14 protein-coding genes are annotated in these 19749 nt (G+C 67.7%); 6 read left to right on the top strand and 8 right to left on the bottom strand.

The window, feature by feature from the left end:
- Nucleotides 1-329 precede the first annotated feature (329 nt).
- The 6 genes from MHZ91_RS24460 to MHZ91_RS24435 form a co-directional block, all read right to left on the bottom strand.
- Complete coding sequence (locus MHZ91_RS24460; protein WP_175186039.1) at nt 330-1661, bottom strand: TolC family outer membrane protein; 1332 nt, start codon at nt 1659-1661, stop codon at nt 330-332.
- A gap of 80 nt (nt 1662-1741) precedes the next feature.
- Nucleotides 1742-2422 carry a protein-L-isoaspartate O-methyltransferase gene (locus MHZ91_RS24455; RefSeq protein WP_056327622.1) on the bottom strand — a complete coding sequence of 227 codons (681 nt, stop codon included), beginning with the start codon at nt 2420-2422 and terminating at the stop codon, nt 1742-1744.
- 158 nt (nt 2423-2580) lie between these two features.
- The gene (thiD, locus tag MHZ91_RS24450) at nt 2581-3423 is read right to left on the bottom strand and encodes a bifunctional hydroxymethylpyrimidine kinase/phosphomethylpyrimidine kinase (RefSeq protein ID WP_175125166.1); all 843 of its coding nucleotides are present in this window, start codon (nt 3421-3423) and stop codon (nt 2581-2583) included.
- Entirely contained in the window at nt 3420-4223 is an 804-nt protein-coding gene (locus MHZ91_RS24445) for a thiazole synthase (RefSeq protein ID WP_175125167.1), read from the bottom strand. Before MHZ91_RS24445 ends, thiD begins: the two co-directional genes overlap by 4 nt.
- Nucleotides 4224-4362: 139 nt before the next feature.
- Complete coding sequence (locus MHZ91_RS24440) at nt 4363-5277, bottom strand: cobalamin-binding protein (protein WP_239216119.1); 915 nt, start codon at nt 5275-5277, stop codon at nt 4363-4365.
- Nucleotides 5278-5450: 173 nt separating this feature from the next.
- Complete coding sequence (locus tag MHZ91_RS24435; RefSeq protein ID WP_239216117.1) at nt 5451-7496, bottom strand: TonB-dependent receptor; 2046 nt, start codon at nt 7494-7496, stop codon at nt 5451-5453.
- Between the two features lie 447 nt (nt 7497-7943).
- Here MHZ91_RS24435 and metH point away from each other — a divergent pair, with 447 nt between their 5' ends.
- On the top strand, nt 7944-11717 hold the full coding sequence (gene metH, locus MHZ91_RS24430) for a methionine synthase (protein WP_239216116.1): 3774 nt from the start codon (nt 7944-7946) through the stop codon (nt 11715-11717).
- 33 nt (nt 11718-11750) lie between these two features.
- Here metH and iaaH read toward each other — a convergent pair whose 3' ends face one another.
- A complete protein-coding gene (iaaH, locus tag MHZ91_RS24425) occupies nt 11751-13205 on the bottom strand; it encodes an indoleacetamide hydrolase (RefSeq protein WP_239216114.1) in 1455 nt (484 codons plus the stop codon).
- A gap of 181 nt (nt 13206-13386) precedes the next feature.
- On the opposite strand from iaaH, the gene MHZ91_RS24420 reads away from it, so the two are divergent.
- Genes MHZ91_RS24420 through MHZ91_RS24405 form a run of 4 tightly spaced genes read left to right on the top strand, consistent with a single transcriptional unit; the run spans nt 13387 to nt 17947 of the window.
- Nucleotides 13387-14109 carry a FadR/GntR family transcriptional regulator gene (locus MHZ91_RS24420; RefSeq protein ID WP_239216112.1) on the top strand — a complete coding sequence of 241 codons (723 nt, stop codon included), beginning with the start codon at nt 13387-13389 and terminating at the stop codon, nt 14107-14109.
- Entirely contained in the window at nt 14109-15146 is a 1038-nt protein-coding gene (locus MHZ91_RS24415; protein WP_239216110.1) for an L-idonate 5-dehydrogenase, read from the top strand. The genes MHZ91_RS24420 and MHZ91_RS24415 overlap by 1 nt, the downstream gene beginning before the upstream one ends.
- A 51-nt stretch (nt 15147-15197) precedes the next feature.
- Nucleotides 15198-16409 carry a D-mannonate dehydratase ManD gene (gene manD, locus MHZ91_RS24410; protein ID WP_239216108.1) on the top strand — a complete coding sequence of 404 codons (1212 nt, stop codon included), beginning with the start codon at nt 15198-15200 and terminating at the stop codon, nt 16407-16409.
- Nucleotides 16397-17947: a mannitol dehydrogenase family protein gene (locus tag MHZ91_RS24405; RefSeq protein WP_239216106.1), complete on the top strand. Its 1551-nt coding sequence runs from the start codon at nt 16397-16399 to the stop codon at nt 17945-17947. The genes manD and MHZ91_RS24405 overlap by 13 nt, the downstream gene beginning before the upstream one ends.
- 1 nt (nt 17948) lies before the next feature.
- On the opposite strand, the gene MHZ91_RS24400 is transcribed toward MHZ91_RS24405, so the two are convergent.
- The gene (locus MHZ91_RS24400; RefSeq protein ID WP_239216104.1) at nt 17949-18719 is read right to left on the bottom strand and encodes a class I SAM-dependent methyltransferase; all 771 of its coding nucleotides are present in this window, start codon (nt 18717-18719) and stop codon (nt 17949-17951) included.
- A 166-nt stretch (nt 18720-18885) separates the two neighbouring features.
- Between MHZ91_RS24400 and MHZ91_RS24395 the strand changes: the two genes are divergently transcribed.
- Complete coding sequence (locus MHZ91_RS24395; protein ID WP_239216102.1) at nt 18886-19710, top strand: helix-turn-helix transcriptional regulator; 825 nt, start codon at nt 18886-18888, stop codon at nt 19708-19710.
- The last annotated feature ends 39 nt before the right edge of the window (nt 19711-19749 follow it).

Raw genomic sequence — 19749 nt, 5'->3', positions numbered from 1 at the left:
CACAGTGCGGCCACGAAGACAGTTTCTTCGTCACGGGTGTCGTGCAGGACGACTATTGAGCTTCAGATTCCCTCGGGCGCATCGACGGCGCTCGCCTCCCCGGTGACCACGACGCCGTGCTGCCAGGGTCTTTGGTTTGCGCGCTGTAAGACCTGTGGACGGGGCAGGGGATCTGCGGGGCCGCCGAATTGCTGCCGCCCGGGCGGCGGCAATCGGCATCGAGGCGGTGGGCGTCGTGGCGGTGTGCGCTCGCGCGCTGGTGGAGACACCGGTGGCGCGACCTTGGCGCGTCACCGGTGCTCGGGTGTCACCCGTCGCCACTTGCGCCCTCAGCGCGGAGCGCGCAGCAGCCGGTTGATCGCTTCCAGGTCCGATTCCGCCAGGATGCCGCTGGTGGCCTTCAGGCGCAGGCTGGAGAGCACTGTGCTGTAGCGGGCCAGGGCCAGGTCGCGTTGGGTGGCGTAGAGCTGTTGCTGCGCGTTCAGAACGTCCAGGTTGATGCGGACGCCGACTTCGTAGCCGGTGCGGTTGGCTTCCACCGCGGCGCGGCTAGATTTTTCGCCGGCTTCCAGGGCCTGGATGCGGGCTAGGCCACTGGTGACGCCGGTGTAGTACTGGCGGGTGGCCTGGACGGCCTGGCGGCGGGCGGTTTCGTAGTCGTAGCGCGCCTTCTGTTCCAGTTCGACCTTTTCCGTGACCTGCGAGGACACGCCGCCGCCGGAGTACAGGGGGATGGACAGGACCACGCCGATGGTGTTGTCGATGGGCTTGCCGGGGGCGGCGTTGCGCATGACGGCGTCGCTGGCGCTGCCGCTGGTGGCGCGCAGGTTCAGGGTGGGGTAGTGGCCGCTCTTGGCGATCTGGATTTCGCGGCCGGCGATGCGGGTCAGCAATTGCGCGCGCAGGACTTCGAGGCTGGAGGTTTCGGCCTGGTTGCTCCAGTCGGCGATGCGGGCGGGCTGGGGGGCGGGCAGTTGCACGCCGTAGGGTAGTTCGGCCAGGGCGCCGGGCTGGGTGCCGATGATCTTGGCGAGTTCGTCGCGGCGCACTTCCAGGTCGTTCTGCAGGCGCAGTTCCTGGGCGACGACGAGGTCGTAGCGCGACTGGGCCTCGTAGGTGTCGGTGATGGTGGCGTTGCCGAGTTCAAAGTTGCGCTTGGCGGATTCAAGCTGGCCGGCGACGGCGGTTTTTTCGGCTTCGGTGGCGGTCAGGGTGTCCTGGGCGTACAGGACGTTGAAGTAGGCGTCGGCGACGCGCAGCAAGAGGTCTTGGTATGCCTGCTGGAGTTGCACTTCGACGTCGGCGACGATGAGCTTGGATTGTTCGAAGTTCTGCCAGCGGCCCCAGTCGAAGAGCGGCTGGGTAAGCGCAAGGTCCCACACGCCGCGGCCGCCGCTGTAGGCGTAGGACAGGCCGCGGGTGCTGCGGGTTTCCTGGTAGGCGCCGCCGGCTTCGGCGGTGATCAGGGGCAGCAGCAGGGCGCGGGCCTGGGGTTCTTTTTCGAGGCCGGCGCGGTAGTTGGCGCGCGCGGCGGCGTAGGTGGGATCATTGCCCAGCGCGGCCTGCCAGACCTGGACCAGGTTCTGGGCGGACGCGGTCAGCGGGCCGGCACTTGCGGCGCAGGTGAAAACCAGTAAAGCCGTAAGTGAGCGGACGCGCATGATCTTTCAACGATACGCCGGGCCGCCGGACGTGACGCCGGCCCCATGGGGGCCGGGCAAAAGGCGGCGAGGTCGCGGAGTTAGAACTTGAACTGCGACACCGTGACGCCGCGCAACGGCTTGATGACCGTTTCGAAGAGCTTGACGGTTTCGAAGCTGGCGGCGGTGGTGCGGGTGATGCGACAGGCGGTCATGATGGGGGCTTGGCCAACCACCACGACAAGGCGGCCGCCCACGCGCAGCTGGTACTTCAGCGCGTCCGGCACGACCGGCACGGAACCGGTGACCAGGATGGCGTCGTATTCGGTGGAGCCCCAGCCATTGCGGGCGTCGCCGGTTTCGACCTTGACGTTGGTGACGTTGTTCATCTGCAGGTTCTGCTGCGCGAAGGTCACCAGGCGGCTGTCGATTTCGACGGAGGTGACCTGTTGCGCCAGGTAGCCCAGGAGGGCGGCCTGGTAGCCGGAGCCGGTGCCGATTTCGAGCACGCAGTCGGACTTGGTCAGCAGCAGTTCCTGCGCGAGACGGGCTTCGACCTTGGGGGCGAGCATGTTCTCGCGGGTGTTGACCGCGTTGATCTCGAGCGGGAGCTCCAGGTCGGAAAACGCCAGGCCACGCAGGGCCGGCGGAACGAATTGTTCGCGGCGCACATCGAACAGCGCTTGCAGCACGTTGGCGTCCAGGACGTCCCACGGGCGGATCTGCTGTTCCACCATATTGAAGCGGGCTTGTTCTACGTCGGGCAGGGTCGAAGCGTTCATGACGGTCAGAAAAAACAGAGGAATCAACGGGCCATTGTACCGATTCGTAGCGTCCTGTGACGGCGCGCCCGTGCGGCAGATGTTTCAGACGCGGCGCGGAGCCCGCAAAAGCAGACGGCGCCCCGTGGGGCGCCGTTGAGCTCAGTCTGAAAGGGGCGTTACCACCAGCCGTGGAAATGGTGGACCGGGCCGTGGCCCGAGCCGACCGACAGGCGCTCGGCGTGGCGGATGGCTTCAGTCAGGTAGGCCTTGGCGCGTTTGGCGGATTCCGGTACGTCCCCGATTTGTGGCAGCAGCGCCGCCAGCGCGGCCGACAGCGTGCAGCCGGTGCCGTGGGTGTTGGCGGTGTCGATGCGGTGGCCGGGCAGTTCGATCATGCGGTCGCCGTCATGCAGCAGGTCGATGGTTTCGCTGCCGGGCAGGTGGCCGCCCTTGACGAGCACCCAGCGTTCGCCGGAATGCGCCAGCTTGTTGCGCAGGCGCTCGGCCACGCGCCGCATTTCCTTGACGGTCTCGACGGGGCGCTCTTCGAGCAGCACGCCGGCTTCGGGAAGATTGGGCGTGAGCAGGGTGGTCAGCGGCAGCATGGCTTCGCGCATGGCGCCGACGGCATCGTTCTCGAGCAGCAGGTCGCCGCTCTTGGCGACCATGACCGGGTCCAGCACGATGTGCGCGGGCGTCCATTTGGCGAGCTTTTCGGCCACGACCTCGATGACGGGGCGCTGGCCCAGCATGCCGATCTTGACCGCGTCGATGCGCACGTCGGTGAACAGGGTGTCGATCTGCAGGCCGACGAAGGCGGGCGGCACCGGCGAGATGCCGGTCACGCCCTGCGTGTTCTGCGCGGTGAGCGCGGCGATGATGGCGCAGCCGTAGGCGCCCAGCGCGCTCATGGCCTTGACGTCGGCCAGGATGCCGGCGCCGCCGGACGGGTCGACGCCGGCGATGGTCAGCGCGTTGGGGATCGGACGGCCGCTGGCGGCCGGCTGGCGGGAATTCATTTTGCGGGACCGCCGGTGATCAGGCCTTCGGTGGGCGAGCTGGGCGCGCCGCTGTACAGCTTCTTGGGCATGCGGCCGGCCAGGAAGGCCTCGCGGCCGCTTTCCACGCCCTTCTTCATGGCGCTGGCCATCAGGATGGGGTCGCGCGCGCCGGCGATGGCGGTGTTCATCAGCACGGCGTCGCAGCCCAGTTCCATGGCGATGGCGGCGTCGGACGCGGTGCCCACGCCGGCATCGACCACGACCGGCACGCGGGCCTGGTCGATGATGAGGCGCAGGTTCCAGGGATTCAGGATGCCCATGCCGGAGCCGATCAGCGAGGCCAGCGGCATGACGGCCACGGCGCCCATGTCTTCCAGCATGCGGCACTGGATGGGATCGTCGGTGCAATAGACCATGACCTTGAAGCCTTCATCGACCAGCGTCTTGGTGGCCTTGAGGGTTTCGGGCATGTTGGGGAACAGCGTGTGCGGGTCGCCCAGCACTTCGAGCTTCACGAGGTCGTGGCCGTCCAGCAGTTCGCGGGCCAGGCGCAGCGTGCGCACGGCGTCGTCGGCGGTGTAGCAGCCGGCCGTGTTGGGCAGCAGCGTGAATTTCGAGGTGGGAACGTAGTCCAGCAGGTTCGGCTCGCCGGCGTTCTGGCCGATGTTGGTGCGGCGGATGGCGACGGTGACGATTTCCGTGCCGCTGGCGTCCAGGGCCGCGCGGGTCTGTTCGAAGTCCTTGTACTTGCCGGTTCCGACGAGCAGGCGCGACGAATAGGCGCGGCCGGCGATGGTGAGAGTGTCTTGTGTGGTCATGGCGGTGCTTCAAAGGGCGGGCGCGCACGATGCGAGGCCCGCGGGGGACTGGCTGACTGATGCCGAATGATAAAGCAGTCCGCCGGACGGCAGGGCCGGGCACTGGCCCGCGCGTTCCACTATTTGCGGATCGCGCGCGTCAGCGCACCCGGTCCAGGTCGGCGCAGAGGGTCTCGGCCGCGTCGATCAGCCGGGGGCCGGGCCGGTACAGCGCGTCGGCATCGACGCCGTAGACGTGGCCCTGGCGCGCCGCCGGCAGGCCCATCGTCTGCCAGGCGGCCAGGTTCCTGGCCGTGTCCTCCGGGCGCGAAACGCCGGCCAGCACGGCCTCGGGCCGGGCCGCCAGCACGCCTTCCAGCGTGACCTGCGGGGCGACGATGGGCGCCTGGCCGAAGACGTTGACGCCGCCGCACAGCCGCAGCGCGTCGCTGACGATGCTGCTGTCGTTCAGGGTGTAGATGGGGTCCAGGCCGGCCTGGACGAAGACGCGCACCGGGCGGCGGCCGGCATAGCGCGCCTTCAGGGCATCCAGCCGGGCGCGCATGTCCTGCGCGGCGGCCTGCGCCACGGGCTCGGTGCCGAACAGCTGGCCCATGCGCTCGACGGCGCCGGGGATGGCGGCGAGCGTCAGCGGATCGCTGTAGAAGACGGGCACGCCCAGCTTGTCCATCACGCGCGTCAGCGGTTCGGCGGCGGACGGTTGCCAGGCGATAAGAAGATCGGGCCGGGCGGCGGCCACGCGCTCGGCGTCCGGCTGCGTGCCGTCGCCGATGACGGGCAGCGCGCGCGCCGCGGCCGGATAATCGCTGCCGAGGACGGTGCCGACGATATATCCGCCCGCGCCGGCGGCGTAGATGAGTTCGGTGGCATGGGGCGCCAGCGTGACGGCGCGCCGGGCGGGGGCGTCCAGCGTGACGGTGCGGCCGCGGTCGTCCTGGACCTGGATGGCGGGGGCGCCGTGGGACAGCCGCGGAGACAGCGCCAGGGTCAATGCCACGATCGGCACCAAAGTCGGCACAAATGTCGGCACAAACGCCAGCACCAACGCCCGCATCAACCCTGACGCCGACGTCAGGGTCAGCTTCAGCGCAACGCCGGCAGTCGTCAGGACGCGTCGAAAGGTCATGCAGCGGCTCCGTCGGTGGGCACAAATGTAGAAAAGGGCCTGCGCAGACCCTGAGCCTCAACAAAGGCTCAGACCGGCAAGCCCAGTCCGCGAGGCGGCAATCAGTAGCGTAGCGTGAGCGACGCGTAGAAGTTGCGGCCGGGGGCGGGGTACAGGCTGTAGTTGGCGACGGGACCCAGCATCTCGAACGAGGCGTTGCCGCCGCGGATGCCGTACGTGGCGTACTGGCGGTCGAAGATGTTGTTCACGCCCACCGCGCCTTCGATGTTGCGGGTGAACTTGTACGCGACCTTGGTGTTGAACAGCACGTAGGCGTCCAGTTCCTTGTCGAACTGGTTGGCCTGGTCGTTGTCCATGCGCGACTTGCCCACGTATTGCGCCGACACGTTCCACAGGAACGCATCGGTGGGGCGCCACGTCACGCCGGCGTTGGCCAGCCACTTGGGCGCCAGCGGCACGGTCTTGCCGGCCAGGTCAACGCCGGCATAGGTGCCGGAGCGGAACTGCGCTTCCATCCAGGTCAGGTTGGCGTCCACGGTGACGCTGCGGGACAGCGCGGTGTGGCCTTCAAGCTCGATGCCCTGGCGGCGGGTCGGATCCAGGTTGGTGTTGGCGCCCGTGCCCGGGCCCCACAGGCCGTCGGCCAGCGGGTTGTACTGGATCTCGTTGGTCAGGTCGTAGTGGAAGTACGACAGGCGCGCGCTGCTGCTGGCCGACTGCCAGGTGACGCCGATTTCCTTGTCGGTGGACGTCTGCGGGGCCAGCGGCGACTGGACCGACAGCAGTTCGTCGGCGTTGGGCAGGCGGAAGCTGCGGCCGACCTTGCCGTACAGGCCGAAGCCGCCGGACAGGTCCTGGCGCACGCCCAACTGCCACGCGGTCAGGTGGTGGCTGCGGTCGGACGGCGTGCCCGAGCCCGAAATCACTTCCAGGTCGTCGGACGCGTACTGGCGGCGCACGCCCGCCGTGATGTAGGTGCTGTCGGTGGCGCGGATCTGGCCTTCGGCAAACAGGCCGTACTGATGCTGGCGCGACTGCCACTTCGACGGTTCGAAGTCGTAGTAGGCGTTCTGGTCGGCGGTGGTCTTGGCTTCCTGCGCATCGGCGCCGAAGACGACGCTGTGGCCGCCGTTGATCGGCAGGCGGTAGCGCACGCTGGCGATGTTCTCTTCCAGCTTCTGGTCGCGCAGCGTGTCGCCGAAACCGTCGTAAGTCAGGCCGCTGAGCTTCTTCTCGCGGGTCGACAGGTCCGAATACAGCACGCCGGCGCCGATGGCCTGCTCAAGTTGCAGACCAAACGTGGTGGTCGTGGTCTTGACGTAATCGACGTCGTTCTTCGAGCCGCGCGGATCGTCCTGGAATTCGTTCACGCCCGTGAACGGGTTGATCGTGCGCGGACCGGGCAGTTCCAGCTTCTGCGTGGTGGTGCGGCCGTACAGGCGAATCGAGCCGTCGTTGTGGCGGAAGGTGATGCCGCCGCCGCCGCCTTCGCGGCGCTCGCCGCTGTTGTCGCGGTAGCCGTCGCTGTGCAGCGACTGCATGTAGGCGTCAACGCCCACCTTCTCGTTGTTCATCGCGACCGCGGCGTCGTACTGGCGCAGGCCGTAGCTGCCGAACGTGGCGGTGGCGCGGGCCGTGACCGGTTCCTTGGCAAAGTCGGAGCGGGTGATGATGTTGATCACGCCGCCGGTGGTGCCGCCGCCGTACTGCACGGAGCCGCTGCCACGCACGATTTCGATGCGTTCGACCTGATCCAGCGGCACCACGCCCAGGCTGGGCGCCGACAGGTCGTTGGTGTTCTGTTTGACGCCGTCGATCAGGATCAGCGTGTTGCTGGCGCCGGTGATGCCGAAGCCGCGCAGGTCGACGATGGCGTTGTCGCTGGAGCTGGTGGTGTTGATCAGGTTGATGCCGGCCTGCGTGGACAGCAGGTCCTGCATGGTGCGCGCGCTGCTGGCCGCGATGTCCTCGGCGGTGATCACCGAGATCGACACCGGCAGCGTGCGGCCGTCGGTGGGCACGCGCTGGGCGGTGACGGTGATGCTGTCGAGTTCGGACGGGGCGGGAGCGGTTTGCTGGGCGGCGGCGATGGCCGGAGCGGAACAGAGCAGGGCGCCGGCATAGCGCCGGATGGAGCGGGCTTTCATCTACAAGACCTCGGTGCAGCCCGCGACCCCGCAGGCCATTCACGATGGGAAGGATGCCGGCGCGCCGGGCGAGCCGAAAGGCCGCGTGGCGGGAAACAGGCATCCTGACGAGCGAACAGGCCGGTATCGGGCTGCCATGGGCGCCAGGCGCGCATGGGGACCGTTGCGGGGGCAGCACAGGCTGGACGGGCGGCGCTGCGGCGGCCTTGCGGGCGGCGCGGCACTGCGGGGGCGTCTTCCTGTTTCCCGTTTATCTTTCGCTCGCGGCGGGCAAGTGTTGCGTGCTTGCCCAACCTGATGCGCCGAAAGCACCGGTTCGGGGCCGAAACTGTATCACCGTGAGGCGCGCGAAGGCCCATTTTGTTACGATCAGGGCTTGTTTTTTCGGCGTTTTTCGCGTTTTAGCCACATCCGCGCTGCCGTGGCCAACCTAATCCGGACCTGATCGTGTCGTATCCCCGCCTGCCGTACCCTCCCGAAGCCTATACCCGCGGCGGCGACTTTGCCCGCCTGCTGGGCAAGCGCATCCTGATCCTGGACGGCGCCATGGGCACCATGATCCAGCGCTACAAGCTGGGCGAAGCGGACTTCCGCGGCGAGCGCTTTGCCGATCACGGCAAGGACGTGAAAGGCAATAACGAACTGCTGTCGCTGGTGCGGCCAGACGTCATCTCCGAGATCCACCGCCAGTACCTGGACGCGGGCGCCGACGTCATCGAGACCAATACCTTCGGCGCCACCACGATCGCCCAGGGTGACTACGACCTGCCCGAACTGGCCTACGAGCTGAACCTGGTGTCGGCGCAGCTGGCGCGCGAGGCCTGTGACGCCTACAGCACGCCCGACAAGCCGCGCTTCGTGGCGGGCGCGCTGGGCCCGCAGCCGAAGACGGCTTCCATTTCGCCGGACGTGAACGACCCGGGCGCGCGTAACGTCACGTTCGACGAACTGCGTGTCGCCTATATCGAGCAACTGAACGGCCTGCTCGACGGCGGCATCGACATCGTCCTGATCGAAACCATCTTCGACACGCTGAACGCCAAGGCCGCCATTTTCGCGACCGAGGAAGTGTTCGAGGAACGCGGCATCCGCCTGCCGGTGATGATCTCCGGCACGGTGACCGACGCATCCGGCCGCATCCTGTCCGGTCAGACGGTCGAAGCCTTCTGGAACTCGGTGCGCCACGCGCGTCCCGTCACCATCGGCCTGAATTGCGCGCTGGGCGCGGCGCTGATGCGCCCCTACGTGGCCGAGCTGTCCAAGATCTGCGACACCTACGTCTGCGTGTATCCCAACGCCGGCCTGCCCAACCCCATGGCCGAGACCGGCTTTGACGAGACCCCGGCCGACACCTCGGCGCTGCTCGAGGAATTTGCGCGCGCGGGCCTGGTGAACATGTCGGGCGGCTGCTGCGGCACCACGCCGGACCACATCCGCGCGATTGCCGAGAAGGTCACGGCGCTGACGCCGCGCGTCGTGCCCGAGATCGCCGTCAAGACCCGCCTGTCGGGCCTGGAGCCGCTGAACATCGACGAAGACACACTGTTCGTCAACGTGGGCGAACGCACCAACGTGACGGGCAGCAAGATGTTCGCCCGCCTGATCCGCGAAGAGAAATACGACGAGGCGCTGGCCGTGGCCCGCCAGCAGGTCGAGAACGGCGCGCAGATCATCGACATCAACATGGACGAGGCCATGCTGGATTCGGTGGCCTGCATGCACCGCTTCCTGAACCTGATCGCATCCGAGCCTGACATCGCGCGCGTGCCGGTCATGATCGACAGCTCGAAGTGGGAAGTCATCGAGACCGGCCTGAAGTGCGTGCAGGGCAAGGCGGTGGTGAACTCGATCTCCATGAAGGAAGGGCTGGAGCCCTTCCGCCATCACGCCCGCCTGTGCCGCCGCTATGGCGCAGCGGTGGTGGTGATGGCGTTCGATGAACTGGGCCAGGCCGACACGCTGGAGCGCCGCAAGGAAATCTGCGGCCGCGCCTACAAGATCCTGGTCGAGGAAGAAGGCTTCCCGCCGGAAGACATCATCTTCGACCCGAACGTCTTCGCGGTCGCCACCGGCATCGACGAGCACAACCACTACGCCGTGGACTTCATCGAAGGCACGCGCTGGATCCGCGAGAACCTGCCGCACGCGCGCATCTCGGGCGGCGTGTCCAACGTCAGCTTCTCGTTCCGCGGCAACGAGCCGATGCGCGAGGCCATCCACACCGTGTTCCTGTATTACGCGGTCAAGGAAGGCATGACGATGGGCATCGTCAACGCCGGCCAACTGGGCGTGTACGCAGACCTGGACGCCAAGCTGCGCGATCTGGTGGAAGACGTGGTGCTGGACCGGCCGGAACCCGTCGGCAAGACGGAAGCGGACGACGAGCGCACGCCCACCGAACGCCTGGTGCAGTTTGCCGACAGCGTGAAGGGCAGCGGCGCCAAGAAGGAAGAAGACCTGGCCTGGCGCAATGCCGAGGTCGAGCAGCGCCTGTCGCACGCGCTGGTCCACGGCATCACGGCCTTCATCGTGGAAGACACCGAAGAGGTGCGCCAGAAGATCGAAGCGCGCGGCGGCCGTCCCATCGAAGTGATCGAAGGCCCGCTGATGGACGGCATGAACGTCGTCGGCGACCTGTTCGGCGAAGGCAAGATGTTCCTGCCGCAGGTGGTGAAATCCGCCCGCGTCATGAAGCAGGCCGTGGCGCACCTGATTCCGTTCATCGAAGAAGAAAAGCGCCAGATCGCGGCCGCGGGCGGCGACGTGCGCGCCAAGGGCAAGATCGTCATCGCCACTGTGAAGGGCGACGTGCACGACATCGGCAAGAACATCGTGTCGGTGGTCCTGCAGTGCAACAACTTCGAAGTCGTGAACATGGGCGTGATGGTGCCCTGCGCGCAGATCCTTGAGAAAGCCAAGGAAGAGAACGCCGACATCGTCGGCCTGTCCGGCCTGATCACGCCCAGCCTGGAAGAGATGGCGTACGTGGCGTCGGAAATGCAGCGCGACGAGTACTTCCGCAGCCGCAAGGTGCCGCTGATGATCGGCGGCGCCACCACCAGCCGCGTGCACACCGCCGTCAAGATCGCGCCCAATTACGAAGGCCCGGTGATCTACGTGCCCGACGCCAGCCGGTCGGTGGGCGTGGCCACCAACCTGATGTCCGACCAGTCGGAAGCCTACCTGACGGAATTGGCCGAAGAGTACGAAGACGTGCGCCGCCGCCATGCCAACCGCAAGGCGACGCCGATCCTGCCGCTGGCCGAGGCGCGCGCCTCGCGTCCCGCGATCGACTGGGACAACTACACGCCGCCGCGCCCCAAGTTCATCGGCCGCCGCACGTTCAAGAGCTACGACCTGGCCGAGATCGCGAAGTACGTGGACTGGGGCCCGTTCTTCCAGACCTGGAGCCTCTTCGGCCCGTACCCCGCCATCCTGCAAGACAAGGTGGTGGGCGAGCAGGCGCGCAAGGTCTTTGCCGACGGCCAGGCCATGATGAAGCGCATCGTTGAAGGCCGCTGGCTCACCGCCAATGGCGTCGTGGGCTTCTATCCCGCCAACACCGTCAACGACGAGGACATCGAGGTTTATAAGGACGAGACGCGCAGCGAAGTGCTGTTCACGTACCGCAACCTGCGCCAGCAGGGCGCCAAGCGCGAAGGCGTCAGCAACAAGTCGCTGTCGGACTTCATCGCGCCCAAGTCCACCGGCAAGGTCGATTACATCGGCATGTTCGCCGTCACAGCCGGTTTGGGCATCGAAAAGAAGGAAGCGGAATTCGAGAAGGCGCTGGACGACTATTCCAGCATCATGCTCAAGTCGCTGGCGGACCGCCTGGCCGAAGCCTTCGCCGAATGCCTGCATGCGCGCGTGCGCCAGGACCTGTGGGGCTACGCGCCCGACGAGGCCCTGTCCAACGACGACATGATTGCCGAGAAGTACGTGGGCATCCGCCCGGCGCCGGGCTACCCGGCCTGCCCGGAACACGTCGTGAAGACCGACATGTTCCGCGTGCTGGACGGTGAGGACATCGGCATGATGCTGACGGACAGCTACGCGATGTACCCGGCGTCCAGCGTGTCAGGCTTTTACTTCAGCCACCCGCAGTCGCAGTACTTCAACGTGGGCGTCATCGGCGAAGACCAGCTCGAAGACTACGCCCGCCGCAGCGGCCGCAGCATCGAAGACCTGAAGCGCACGCTGGCGCCCAACCTCGGCTAACGCGGCTGACTGTCGCGAAAGCCCAGGCTGAGGCTAAGGCTGGACCCGGGGCGCAGCGATGCGCCCCAATATCTTTTCGATGGCCACGCCGATCGCGAGCACCTTGCGGTCCTCGCCCGGCAGACCGTCGATCTCCAATCCCACCGGCAGGCCTTGATTCGACAGCCCGGCCGGCACGCTCAGGCCGGGCAGGCCGGCATTGCTGCCGGGATCCACATTGCGCGCCAGGCGGGCAAAGGTTTCGAAACTGCTGGCTTCGGGCGTGGACGCGGGCGGCGGCACCGGCACGGTCGGAAACAGCAGGCCGTCCAACGCGTGTTCCTTGAAGGCGCGGCGATAGACGTCGATGAGCTCACGCCGGCCGCCTGCGATGGCCTGTTCGTACAACGGTTGCAACGGCAGGAGCTGGCCGTCCGGCGTGGGCAGCACGCCCGGCACGATCAGGTTGTCGAAAATGCCCTTCACGTCGGGGCTGGAAATCTGCGCGACTACCTCATCAAAGCTCATCCCCACGTGATAACGCGCCAGATAGGCCGTCAGATCGGGCTTCTGCTCGAACAGGCATAGCGGCATGCCGACCGCCGCGTTGGCGGCGGGCAGGTCGGGCATGTCCAGCTCCACCAGCGTCACCCCGGCGGCGCGCAGCGTGTTCAAGGCGGCTTCTGAAACCGCCTGCACGTCGGGATCGAGGTCGGCCCAGAAGTACGCGGCCAGGCCCAGGCGAATGCCTTCGGGCGGCAGGGGCGCCAGCGGCTCGGTCTGGCCCGTGAGGATCGCATCCAGCAGCACGATATCGGCCATGTCGTTGGCGATGGGTCCGGGTGTGTCGCGCGTGTGGGAAATGGGGGTGATGCCCGCGCCGTCGTAGCGGCCCACGGTGGCGCGGAATCCGGCGGCGCCGTTCACCGAAGCGGGCAGGCGCACCGAGGCGCCGGTATCGGTGCCCAGCGAGGCGGGCGCCAGCCGCGCGCCCACCGCCGCGCCGCTGCCGGACGACGAGCCGCCAGCGATCAGGCGCGCGTCGTAGGCGTTGCGCGTGCCATCGCCATCCGGGCCGGGGAAGGCGGTGTTGAAGCCGGACACGCCGAACGCCAGTTCATGCATGTTGGTCTTGCCCAGGATGACGGCGCCGGCCTCGCGCAGCCGCTGCACGACGGGCGCGTCCTCGGCGGGGCGGAAGTTTTTCAGCGCTGGTGTGCCAGCGGTGTTCGGCAGCCCCGCGACGTGGATGTTGTCCTTGATGGCGACGGGCACGCCGCCCAGCGGGCCGTGGCCGGGCGCCGCATCGTAGGCGCGCGCCTGCGCCAGCGCGCCGTCGCGGTCTACCGTGATGAACGCGTTCAGGTCCTGGCGGGCGTCGATGCGGTCCAGGCAGGCTTGCGTCAGCGCAACGCTGGTGAGGCGGCCCTCGCGGATGTGTGCTGCCGCCTCGGTGACGGTCAGGTCCGCCAGATTGGCGGGCAAGGGCTGGTCGGTCGTGCTGGGCATGTCGCTTTCCTTGGCTGTCGTTCGATCCGTATCTATACAGGGGCCGCGCGGGGGCTGTCGAGAGGCGATCCGGCGGTTGTCTGGGCGTTGCCCGAGCGTTGCCGGTCGGCGCGTAGTGGAAAACCACGATGGCGGAAATTGGTGGACCAAATACGATTTGGTCAGACCAATTTGAGGCGCCATGACGTTGCATTCGCTCTCCAAGCCCGAAGTCCCCGCCGGCCGTGTCGCACCAGACCGCGGTTACTTGCGGTTGGCCGCGCAGATCCATGCGCTGGTGGCGCAGGGGGAATTTGCCGCGGGCCAGCGGCTGCCGGCCGAGCGCGCGCTGGCCGAGCGCTTCGACGTCAGCCGCACGTCCGTGCGCGAGGCCATCATTGCGCTAGAGCTGCAGGGCGTGGTGGAAGTGCGCGGCGGCTCGGGCATCTATGTCTGCGAACCGGACGCAAACCGACCGTCCGCGATGCCGGAGGCGGGCGCCGGCCCCTTCGAGCTCCTTCGCGCCCGCTGCCTGATTGAATCCGAGATCGCCGCGCTGGCGGCCACCACCCGCACCGATGCGGATCTGGACCGCATCTTCGAGGCGCTGACGGCCATGCGCGACCGGATGACGGACAAGGACGGCAACGCCGAGGCCGACCGCCGCTTTCATCTGTGCATCGCCCAGTCCACCGGCAACAGCGTGCTGCTGGCGACGGTGACGTCGATGTGGGATCAGGCCCGGGGGCCGGTCTGGGAAAAGATGGAACAGCATTTCCATACGCAGGCCTTGCGCCAGGCGTCGCAGGCCGATCACCAGCGCATCTTCGGCGCGCTGGTGGCCCGCGACGCGCAGGAGGCGCGGCTGGCGATGCGCGATCACCTGGAACGCGTGATCGGCGAATTTGCACAGGGGTGGCGCTGATGCTGAACTGCACGATCCACGGGGCGCAGGACCTGCGCCTGGACACCTCGGACTCGCAGCCTTTGGGGCCGTCGCAGGTGCGCGTCGGCGTCAAGGCCGTGGGCATCTGCGGATCGGACCTGCATTACTACCGGCACGGCCGGGTGGGCGATTTCGTCATTCGCGAACCGCTGACGCCGGGCCACGAGGCGTCCGGGCAGGTGCTGGAGGTGGGCGCGGACGTCACTGCGGTCAGGCCCGGTGACCGCGTGGCGCTGGATCCGGCGCGCACCTGCGGCGTGTGCCGCTATTGCCGGCAGGGCGATTCGAATCATTGCGAGTCGGTGCATTTCTTCGGCAGCGCCAGCCGCTTTCCGCACATGCAGGGCGCGATGCGCGAAGAGGTGGTGGTCGATGCGCGGCAGTGTGTGCCCGTGCCGGATTCGCTGTCGTTTGAACTGGCTGCGTTTGGCGAGCCGCTGGCCGTCGCCCTGCATGCGGTGCGCAGCGCGGGATCGTTGCTGGGCAAGACGGCCATGGTGGTCGGCGCGGGTCCGATCGGCGCGTTGATCCTGATGGCCGCGCGCCTGGCGGGCGCCAGCCGGGTCATTGTGGTGGATATCGTGGACCAGACACTGGCGGCGTGCGCCCGGGTGGGCGCCACGCAAACCATCAACGCGGCCACGGACCCGGCCGCCTTGGGCGCGCTGGCCGCGGGCAAGGGCACGGTGGACGTGTGTTTCGAGGCGTCGGGCAGCTATGCCGGCCTGGCAAGCTGCCTGCGCGCGGCGCGTCCGCGTGGCGTTGTCGTGACGGTGGGAACGCTGTCCGGCAGCAGCGCGGATTGCCCGTTCAACCAGATCATGGTCAAGAGCCTGTCGTGCATCGGCAGCTTCCGCTTTGTGGACGAATACGCGATGGCCGTGGATTGCCTGGCCCGCGGCCTGGTGGATGTGTCGCCGCTGCTGACGGCGGCGGTGCCCGTCGCGCACGTGCATGACGCCTTTGCGCTGGCGGGTGATCGCAACCAGGCGATGAAGGTGATGGTGACGTTCTGATCCTGCGGCCGCGTTGTGCGGCCGTCCCTTTCCTGTAGCCGGAAGTCCAAGATGAAGATTACGAATGCACGCGTGATTGTCTGTTCTCCGGGCCGCAACTTCGTGACCCTGAAGATCGAAACCGACCAGGGCCTGACCGGCATTGGCGATGCGACGCTGAACGGGCGCGAACTGGCGGTGGCCGCCTACCTGACCGAGCACGTCATCCCCTGCCTGATCGGGCGCGATGCGCATCAGATCGAGGACATCTGGCAGTACCTGTACAAGGGCGCGTACTGGCGGCGCGGGCCGGTCACGATGACCGCGATCGCCGGCGTGGACACCGCGCTGTGGGACCTGAAAGCCAAGGCCGCCGGCCTGCCGCTGTATCAGCTGCTGGGCGGCAAGAGCCGCAGCGGCGTGATGGTCTACGGCCATGCCAACGGCTCCGACATCGAGCACACGGTCGACGAGGTGCTGCGCTACGCCGACATGGGCTATCGCGCCATCCGCGCGCAAAGCGGCGTGCCGGGGCTGGAAAAGGTCTATGGCGTGGGCCGCGGCACGCTGTTCTACGAGCCCGCCGACGCCGACCTGCCCAGCGAGCACGACTGGTCCACCGAAAAATACCTGCGCCACGCGCCGCAACTGTTCGAACGCATCCGCGAAAAGCTGGGCTTCGAACACTATCTGCTGCACGACGTGCATCACCGCCTGACGCCCATCGAGGCCGCGCGGCTGGGCAAGTCGCTGGAGCCGTACAGCCTCTTTTGGATGGAGGACGCCACGCCCGCCGAGAACCAGGAGGCCTTCCGGCTGATCCGCCAGCACACCACCACGCCGCTGGCGGTGGGCGAAATCTTCAACACGATCTGGGACTGCAAGGACCTGGTGCAGAACCAGCTCATCGACTACATCCGCACCACGGTCGTTCACGCGGGCGGCATCACGCATCTGCGGCGCATTGCCGACATGGCGTCGCTCTATCAGGTGCGCACCGGCTGCCATGGCGCCACGGATCTGTCGCCGGTCTGCATGGGGGCGGCGCTGCACTTCGACCTGTGGGTGCCCAATTTCGGCATTCAGGAATACATGCGGCATACCGACGAGACCGATGCCGTGTTTCCCCACTCGTATACGTTCGAACAGGGCATGCTGTATCCGGGCGAGGCGCCGGGCCACGGCGTGGATATCGACGAGAAGCTGGCGGCGCGATATCCGTATCAGCGCGCGTATCTGCCCGTGAACCGGCTGCAGCACGACGGCACGCTATGGAACTGGTAGGCAAAGGCGGCCGGCTGAATGCGGGGGCGCTGGATGGCCTGCCCGCGCATGTCGCGCGGCCGGGATATGACCGGGACGCGCTCGGCATCGGCATCGTGCATCTGGGCCTGGGCGCATTCGCGCGTGCGCATCTGGCAGCGGTCAACGATGCGGCGCTGCGCGCCGGAGCTGGGCCGGACTGGGGCATTTGCGGCGTCTCGCTGCGCCACGCCGACACGCGCGACGCGCTGGCGCCGCAGGACGGCCTGTATGCGCTGGCGTTGCGCGATGCCGACGGCAGCGGCGCGTCGCGGCAGCGTGTGGGTGTCATCGGCTGCCTGCTTGAAACGCTGGTGGCGCCCGAGGACCCGCAGGTCGTGCTGGCGCGCATCGCGGCCGCCGGCACGCGCATCGTCAGCATCACGGTCACCGAGAAGGGCTATTGCCATGATCCCGCCAGCGGCAGGCTGAATCTGGATCATCCCGACGTCGTGCATGACCTCGCGAATCCCGAGTCGCCGTGTGGCGTCATCGGTTTTGTGGTGCACGGCCTGCAACGCCGCCGCGCGATGGGCCTGCCGCCGATCACGGTCATGTCGCTGGACAACCTGCCCGCCAACGGCCACTTGCTGCGGGCGCTGGTGCTGACGTTCGCGGCGCGCGTCGACCCGGCGTTGGCGGACTGGATTGCATCGGCGTGCGCGTTTCCCTGCTCGATGGTCGACCGCATCGTGCCGCGCACGACGGACGCGGATCGGCACGAGATCGCCGCGGCATTGGGCGTGCGCGATGCGTGGCCTGTGGTGGCCGAGCCCTATCTGGAATGGGTTGTCGAAGACCGCTTCGCGGCGGGCCGGCCGGACTGGACCGCGGGCGGTGCGCGTTTCGTGATGGACGCCGCGCCGTTCGAGACGCTGAAACTGCGCATGGTCAACGGCGCGCATTCCGCGCTGGCGTATCTGTCGGTGATGGCGGGGTGGGCCACCGTGGACGAGGCGATGGCGCGGCCCGGCATGCGGCGGTTCCTGGGCGCGCTGATGGGCCAGGAGATCGAACCGACGCTGCCGCCGTTGCCGGGGCTGGATATCGAGAAGTACCGGCAAGGCCTGTTGCAGCGATTCGCCAATCCGGCGCTCAGGCATCAGACGCGGCAGATTGCGATGGACGGCTCACAGAAGTTGCCGCAGCGGCTGCTGGGGACGGTGCGCGACCGGCTGGCGGCGGATGCGCCAATGCCGGGTCTTGCGTTGGCCGTGGCCGGGTGGCTGCTTTTCCTGCGCGGACAGGATGAGGCCGGGCGTGTCTATGAGGTCCAGGACCCGTTGGCCGAAGCGCTGGCGCATCGGTATGAGCAGGCCGAACGGGCGGCGGAGCAGGCGGGCGAGGGGCCCGCGGCGATGCTGGCGTGGGCGGGCGTCATGACGGGGTTTGAGCCGGTGTTCGGTGACCTCGGCCAGGAGCCGCGGTTTGTGCGGGCGGTGGGCGCGGCTGCGCAGTTGCTGCGCAGCCTGGGCGTGGTGGGGGCGCTGGCCGCGATGGAGCCGTCGAGAGTGGACTGATTCAGCCCGGCTTTCTCACCACAATCGTCGCCGTGTCGCTCGTAAAAGACCCGTCCTCGCGCACGTCGAAATGCGCGCGCACGACGTCCGGCGCGATGCCGAACATGTGGCGCAGCGCAGCCACCAGCGTGTCGGGCGTGCGCATGCGCGTGACCCACGACTGAAACTCCAGCGGCAGGCGGCGCGGCGCCAGTTCCTGCAGCGTGAAGCCCGCTTCGGTCAGCATGCGGGTCCATTCGGCCACCGAGTAATCGCGCACGTGCGAGGTGTCGCGCAGCACTTCGATGGTCTGCAGCCAGGTGTCCAGCAGCGGTTCGCCCGGCGACACCACGTCGGCAAAGACGGCAATGCCGCCCGGCTTGAGCACGCGGAAAGCCTCGCGCAGGCCGCGGCCGGCGTCTTGCCAATGGTGCGTGGAATAGCGCGACATCACCAGGTCGAACTCGGCGTCGCCGAACGGCAGGTACTCGGCCTTGCCCTGACAGGTCACCAGATTGGCGAGCCCGCGCTTGGCGGCTTCGGCGGCGACGACGTCCAGCATCTGCTGCGACAGGTCGTAGGCGGTCACATGCGCCACTTTCGGCGCCACGTGAAAACTCACGTGCCCGCCGCCACAGCCCAGGTCCAGCACGCGCGCGTCCGGGTGCTGGCCGGCGACCGCGGCCATTTGCAGCAGGTCTTCGCCCTGGGCGTGGACGGCGCTGGTCAGGTAGGCGGCGGCGCGGGGGCTGAATTGGCGGTCGACGGCGGCGTCGTGCGAGCTGGCGGTCATGAGGGGTCCTCGTGTCGGAAAGGCTGTTGGGGGCGGATTCCTGGCCGGAATGTTGCCCGGAATGCTGTCGAGATCGTTGTCGGAATTTCTTTCGGGATTGCGAAAGGATGCAGGCGCTAAGATAGGCGGGCCCGTATACACGTACAAGCCCATTACTCATCCTGGTATGAACACTTCCCCCCAGCCCGTCACCCCCGGCCACGAAGGCTCGCATCTGCGCCGTCACGCGCTGGGCGAATTTGTGCGCAGCGCGCGGTCGCGCATCACGCCGCAGATGGCGGGTCTGCCCGAGGGGTCGCGCCGCCGCACGCCCGGCCTGCGGCGTGAGGAAGTGGCGCAGCTGTGTGGAATCAGCGTCACCTGGTACACATGGATCGAGCAGGGACGCGAGGTGTCGGTCTCGCCCTCGGTGTGGTCGCGCATCGCGGGCGTGCTGCAGTTGGCGCGGGCCGAGCGTGCGTACCTCTTCGATCTTGCCGATTGCGCCGACCCGCAGCACGCCCGCGACGACGCCGGCGGCGCGCCGGGCCCGCTGCAGGAATGCGTCAACGCGATCAACGCGCCCGCCTATGTGCTGGACCGCGCCTGGAACGTGCTGGCCTGCAACGCGCCGCTGGTCGACCTGTTCGACCACTGGCCCGAGCGCGATCCCGAGCCCAACCTCCTGCGCTACATCTTCCTGGATCCCGCGGCGCGTGAACTGGTGGTCGACTGGGACCAACGCGCCCGCCGCGTGGTGGCTGAATTTCGCGCCGACGCGGGCGCGCATCTGGACGAACCGGCGGTGCTGGCGCTGCTGGACAGCCTGAGCCGGCAAAGCGTGGTTTTCTCGCATTGGTGGACGCGGCACGCCGTGGTGGAACGCGAAGGCGGCCTGCGCGAATTCCAGCATCCGCAGCGCGGCAAGCTGGCGTACCAGCAGATCACGTTCCGGCTGGCGACGCATCCGGATTTGAAGCTGGTGATGCTGCTGAGCGGGGCGGGTGTCTGAAACCTCAATGAGGCGGCGTCGTAGTTTGACCGGTGTCTG

Source organism: Achromobacter sp. ACRQX (assembly GCF_022346505.1).
GTDB classification, from domain to species: Bacteria; Pseudomonadota; Gammaproteobacteria; order Burkholderiales; family Burkholderiaceae_B; genus Achromobacter; species Achromobacter animicus.
Note: the sequence above shows the minus strand (reverse complement) of the source record. Positions and strands in the feature narration are given on the sequence as shown.

Excerpts from the sequence above, each read along its gene's own strand:
- MHZ91_RS24460 (WP_175186039.1), bottom strand. The coding sequence starts at position 1,661 with ATGCGCGTCCGCTCACTTACGGCTTTACTGGTTTTCACCTGCGCCGCA.
- MHZ91_RS24455 (WP_056327622.1), bottom strand. The coding sequence starts at position 2,422 with ATGAACGCTTCGACCCTGCCCGACGTAGAACAAGCCCGCTTCAATATG.
- thiD (WP_175125166.1), bottom strand. The coding sequence starts at position 3,423 with ATGAATTCCCGCCAGCCGGCCGCCAGCGGCCGTCCGATCCCCAACGCG.
- MHZ91_RS24445 (WP_175125167.1), bottom strand. The coding sequence starts at position 4,223 with ATGACCACACAAGACACTCTCACCATCGCCGGCCGCGCCTATTCGTCG.
- MHZ91_RS24440 (WP_239216119.1), bottom strand. The coding sequence starts at position 5,277 with ATGCGGGCGTTGGTGCTGGCGTTTGTGCCGACATTTGTGCCGACTTTG.
- MHZ91_RS24435 (WP_239216117.1), bottom strand. The coding sequence starts at position 7,496 with ATGAAAGCCCGCTCCATCCGGCGCTATGCCGGCGCCCTGCTCTGTTCC.
- iaaH (WP_239216114.1), bottom strand. The coding sequence starts at position 13,205 with ATGCCCAGCACGACCGACCAGCCCTTGCCCGCCAATCTGGCGGACCTG.
- MHZ91_RS24420 (WP_239216112.1), top strand. The coding sequence starts at position 13,387 with ATGACGTTGCATTCGCTCTCCAAGCCCGAAGTCCCCGCCGGCCGTGTC.
- MHZ91_RS24415 (WP_239216110.1), top strand. The coding sequence starts at position 14,109 with ATGCTGAACTGCACGATCCACGGGGCGCAGGACCTGCGCCTGGACACC.
- manD (WP_239216108.1), top strand. The coding sequence starts at position 15,198 with ATGAAGATTACGAATGCACGCGTGATTGTCTGTTCTCCGGGCCGCAAC.
- MHZ91_RS24405 (WP_239216106.1), top strand. The coding sequence starts at position 16,397 with ATGGAACTGGTAGGCAAAGGCGGCCGGCTGAATGCGGGGGCGCTGGAT.
- MHZ91_RS24400 (WP_239216104.1), bottom strand. The coding sequence starts at position 18,719 with ATGACCGCCAGCTCGCACGACGCCGCCGTCGACCGCCAATTCAGCCCC.
- MHZ91_RS24395 (WP_239216102.1), top strand. The coding sequence starts at position 18,886 with ATGAACACTTCCCCCCAGCCCGTCACCCCCGGCCACGAAGGCTCGCAT.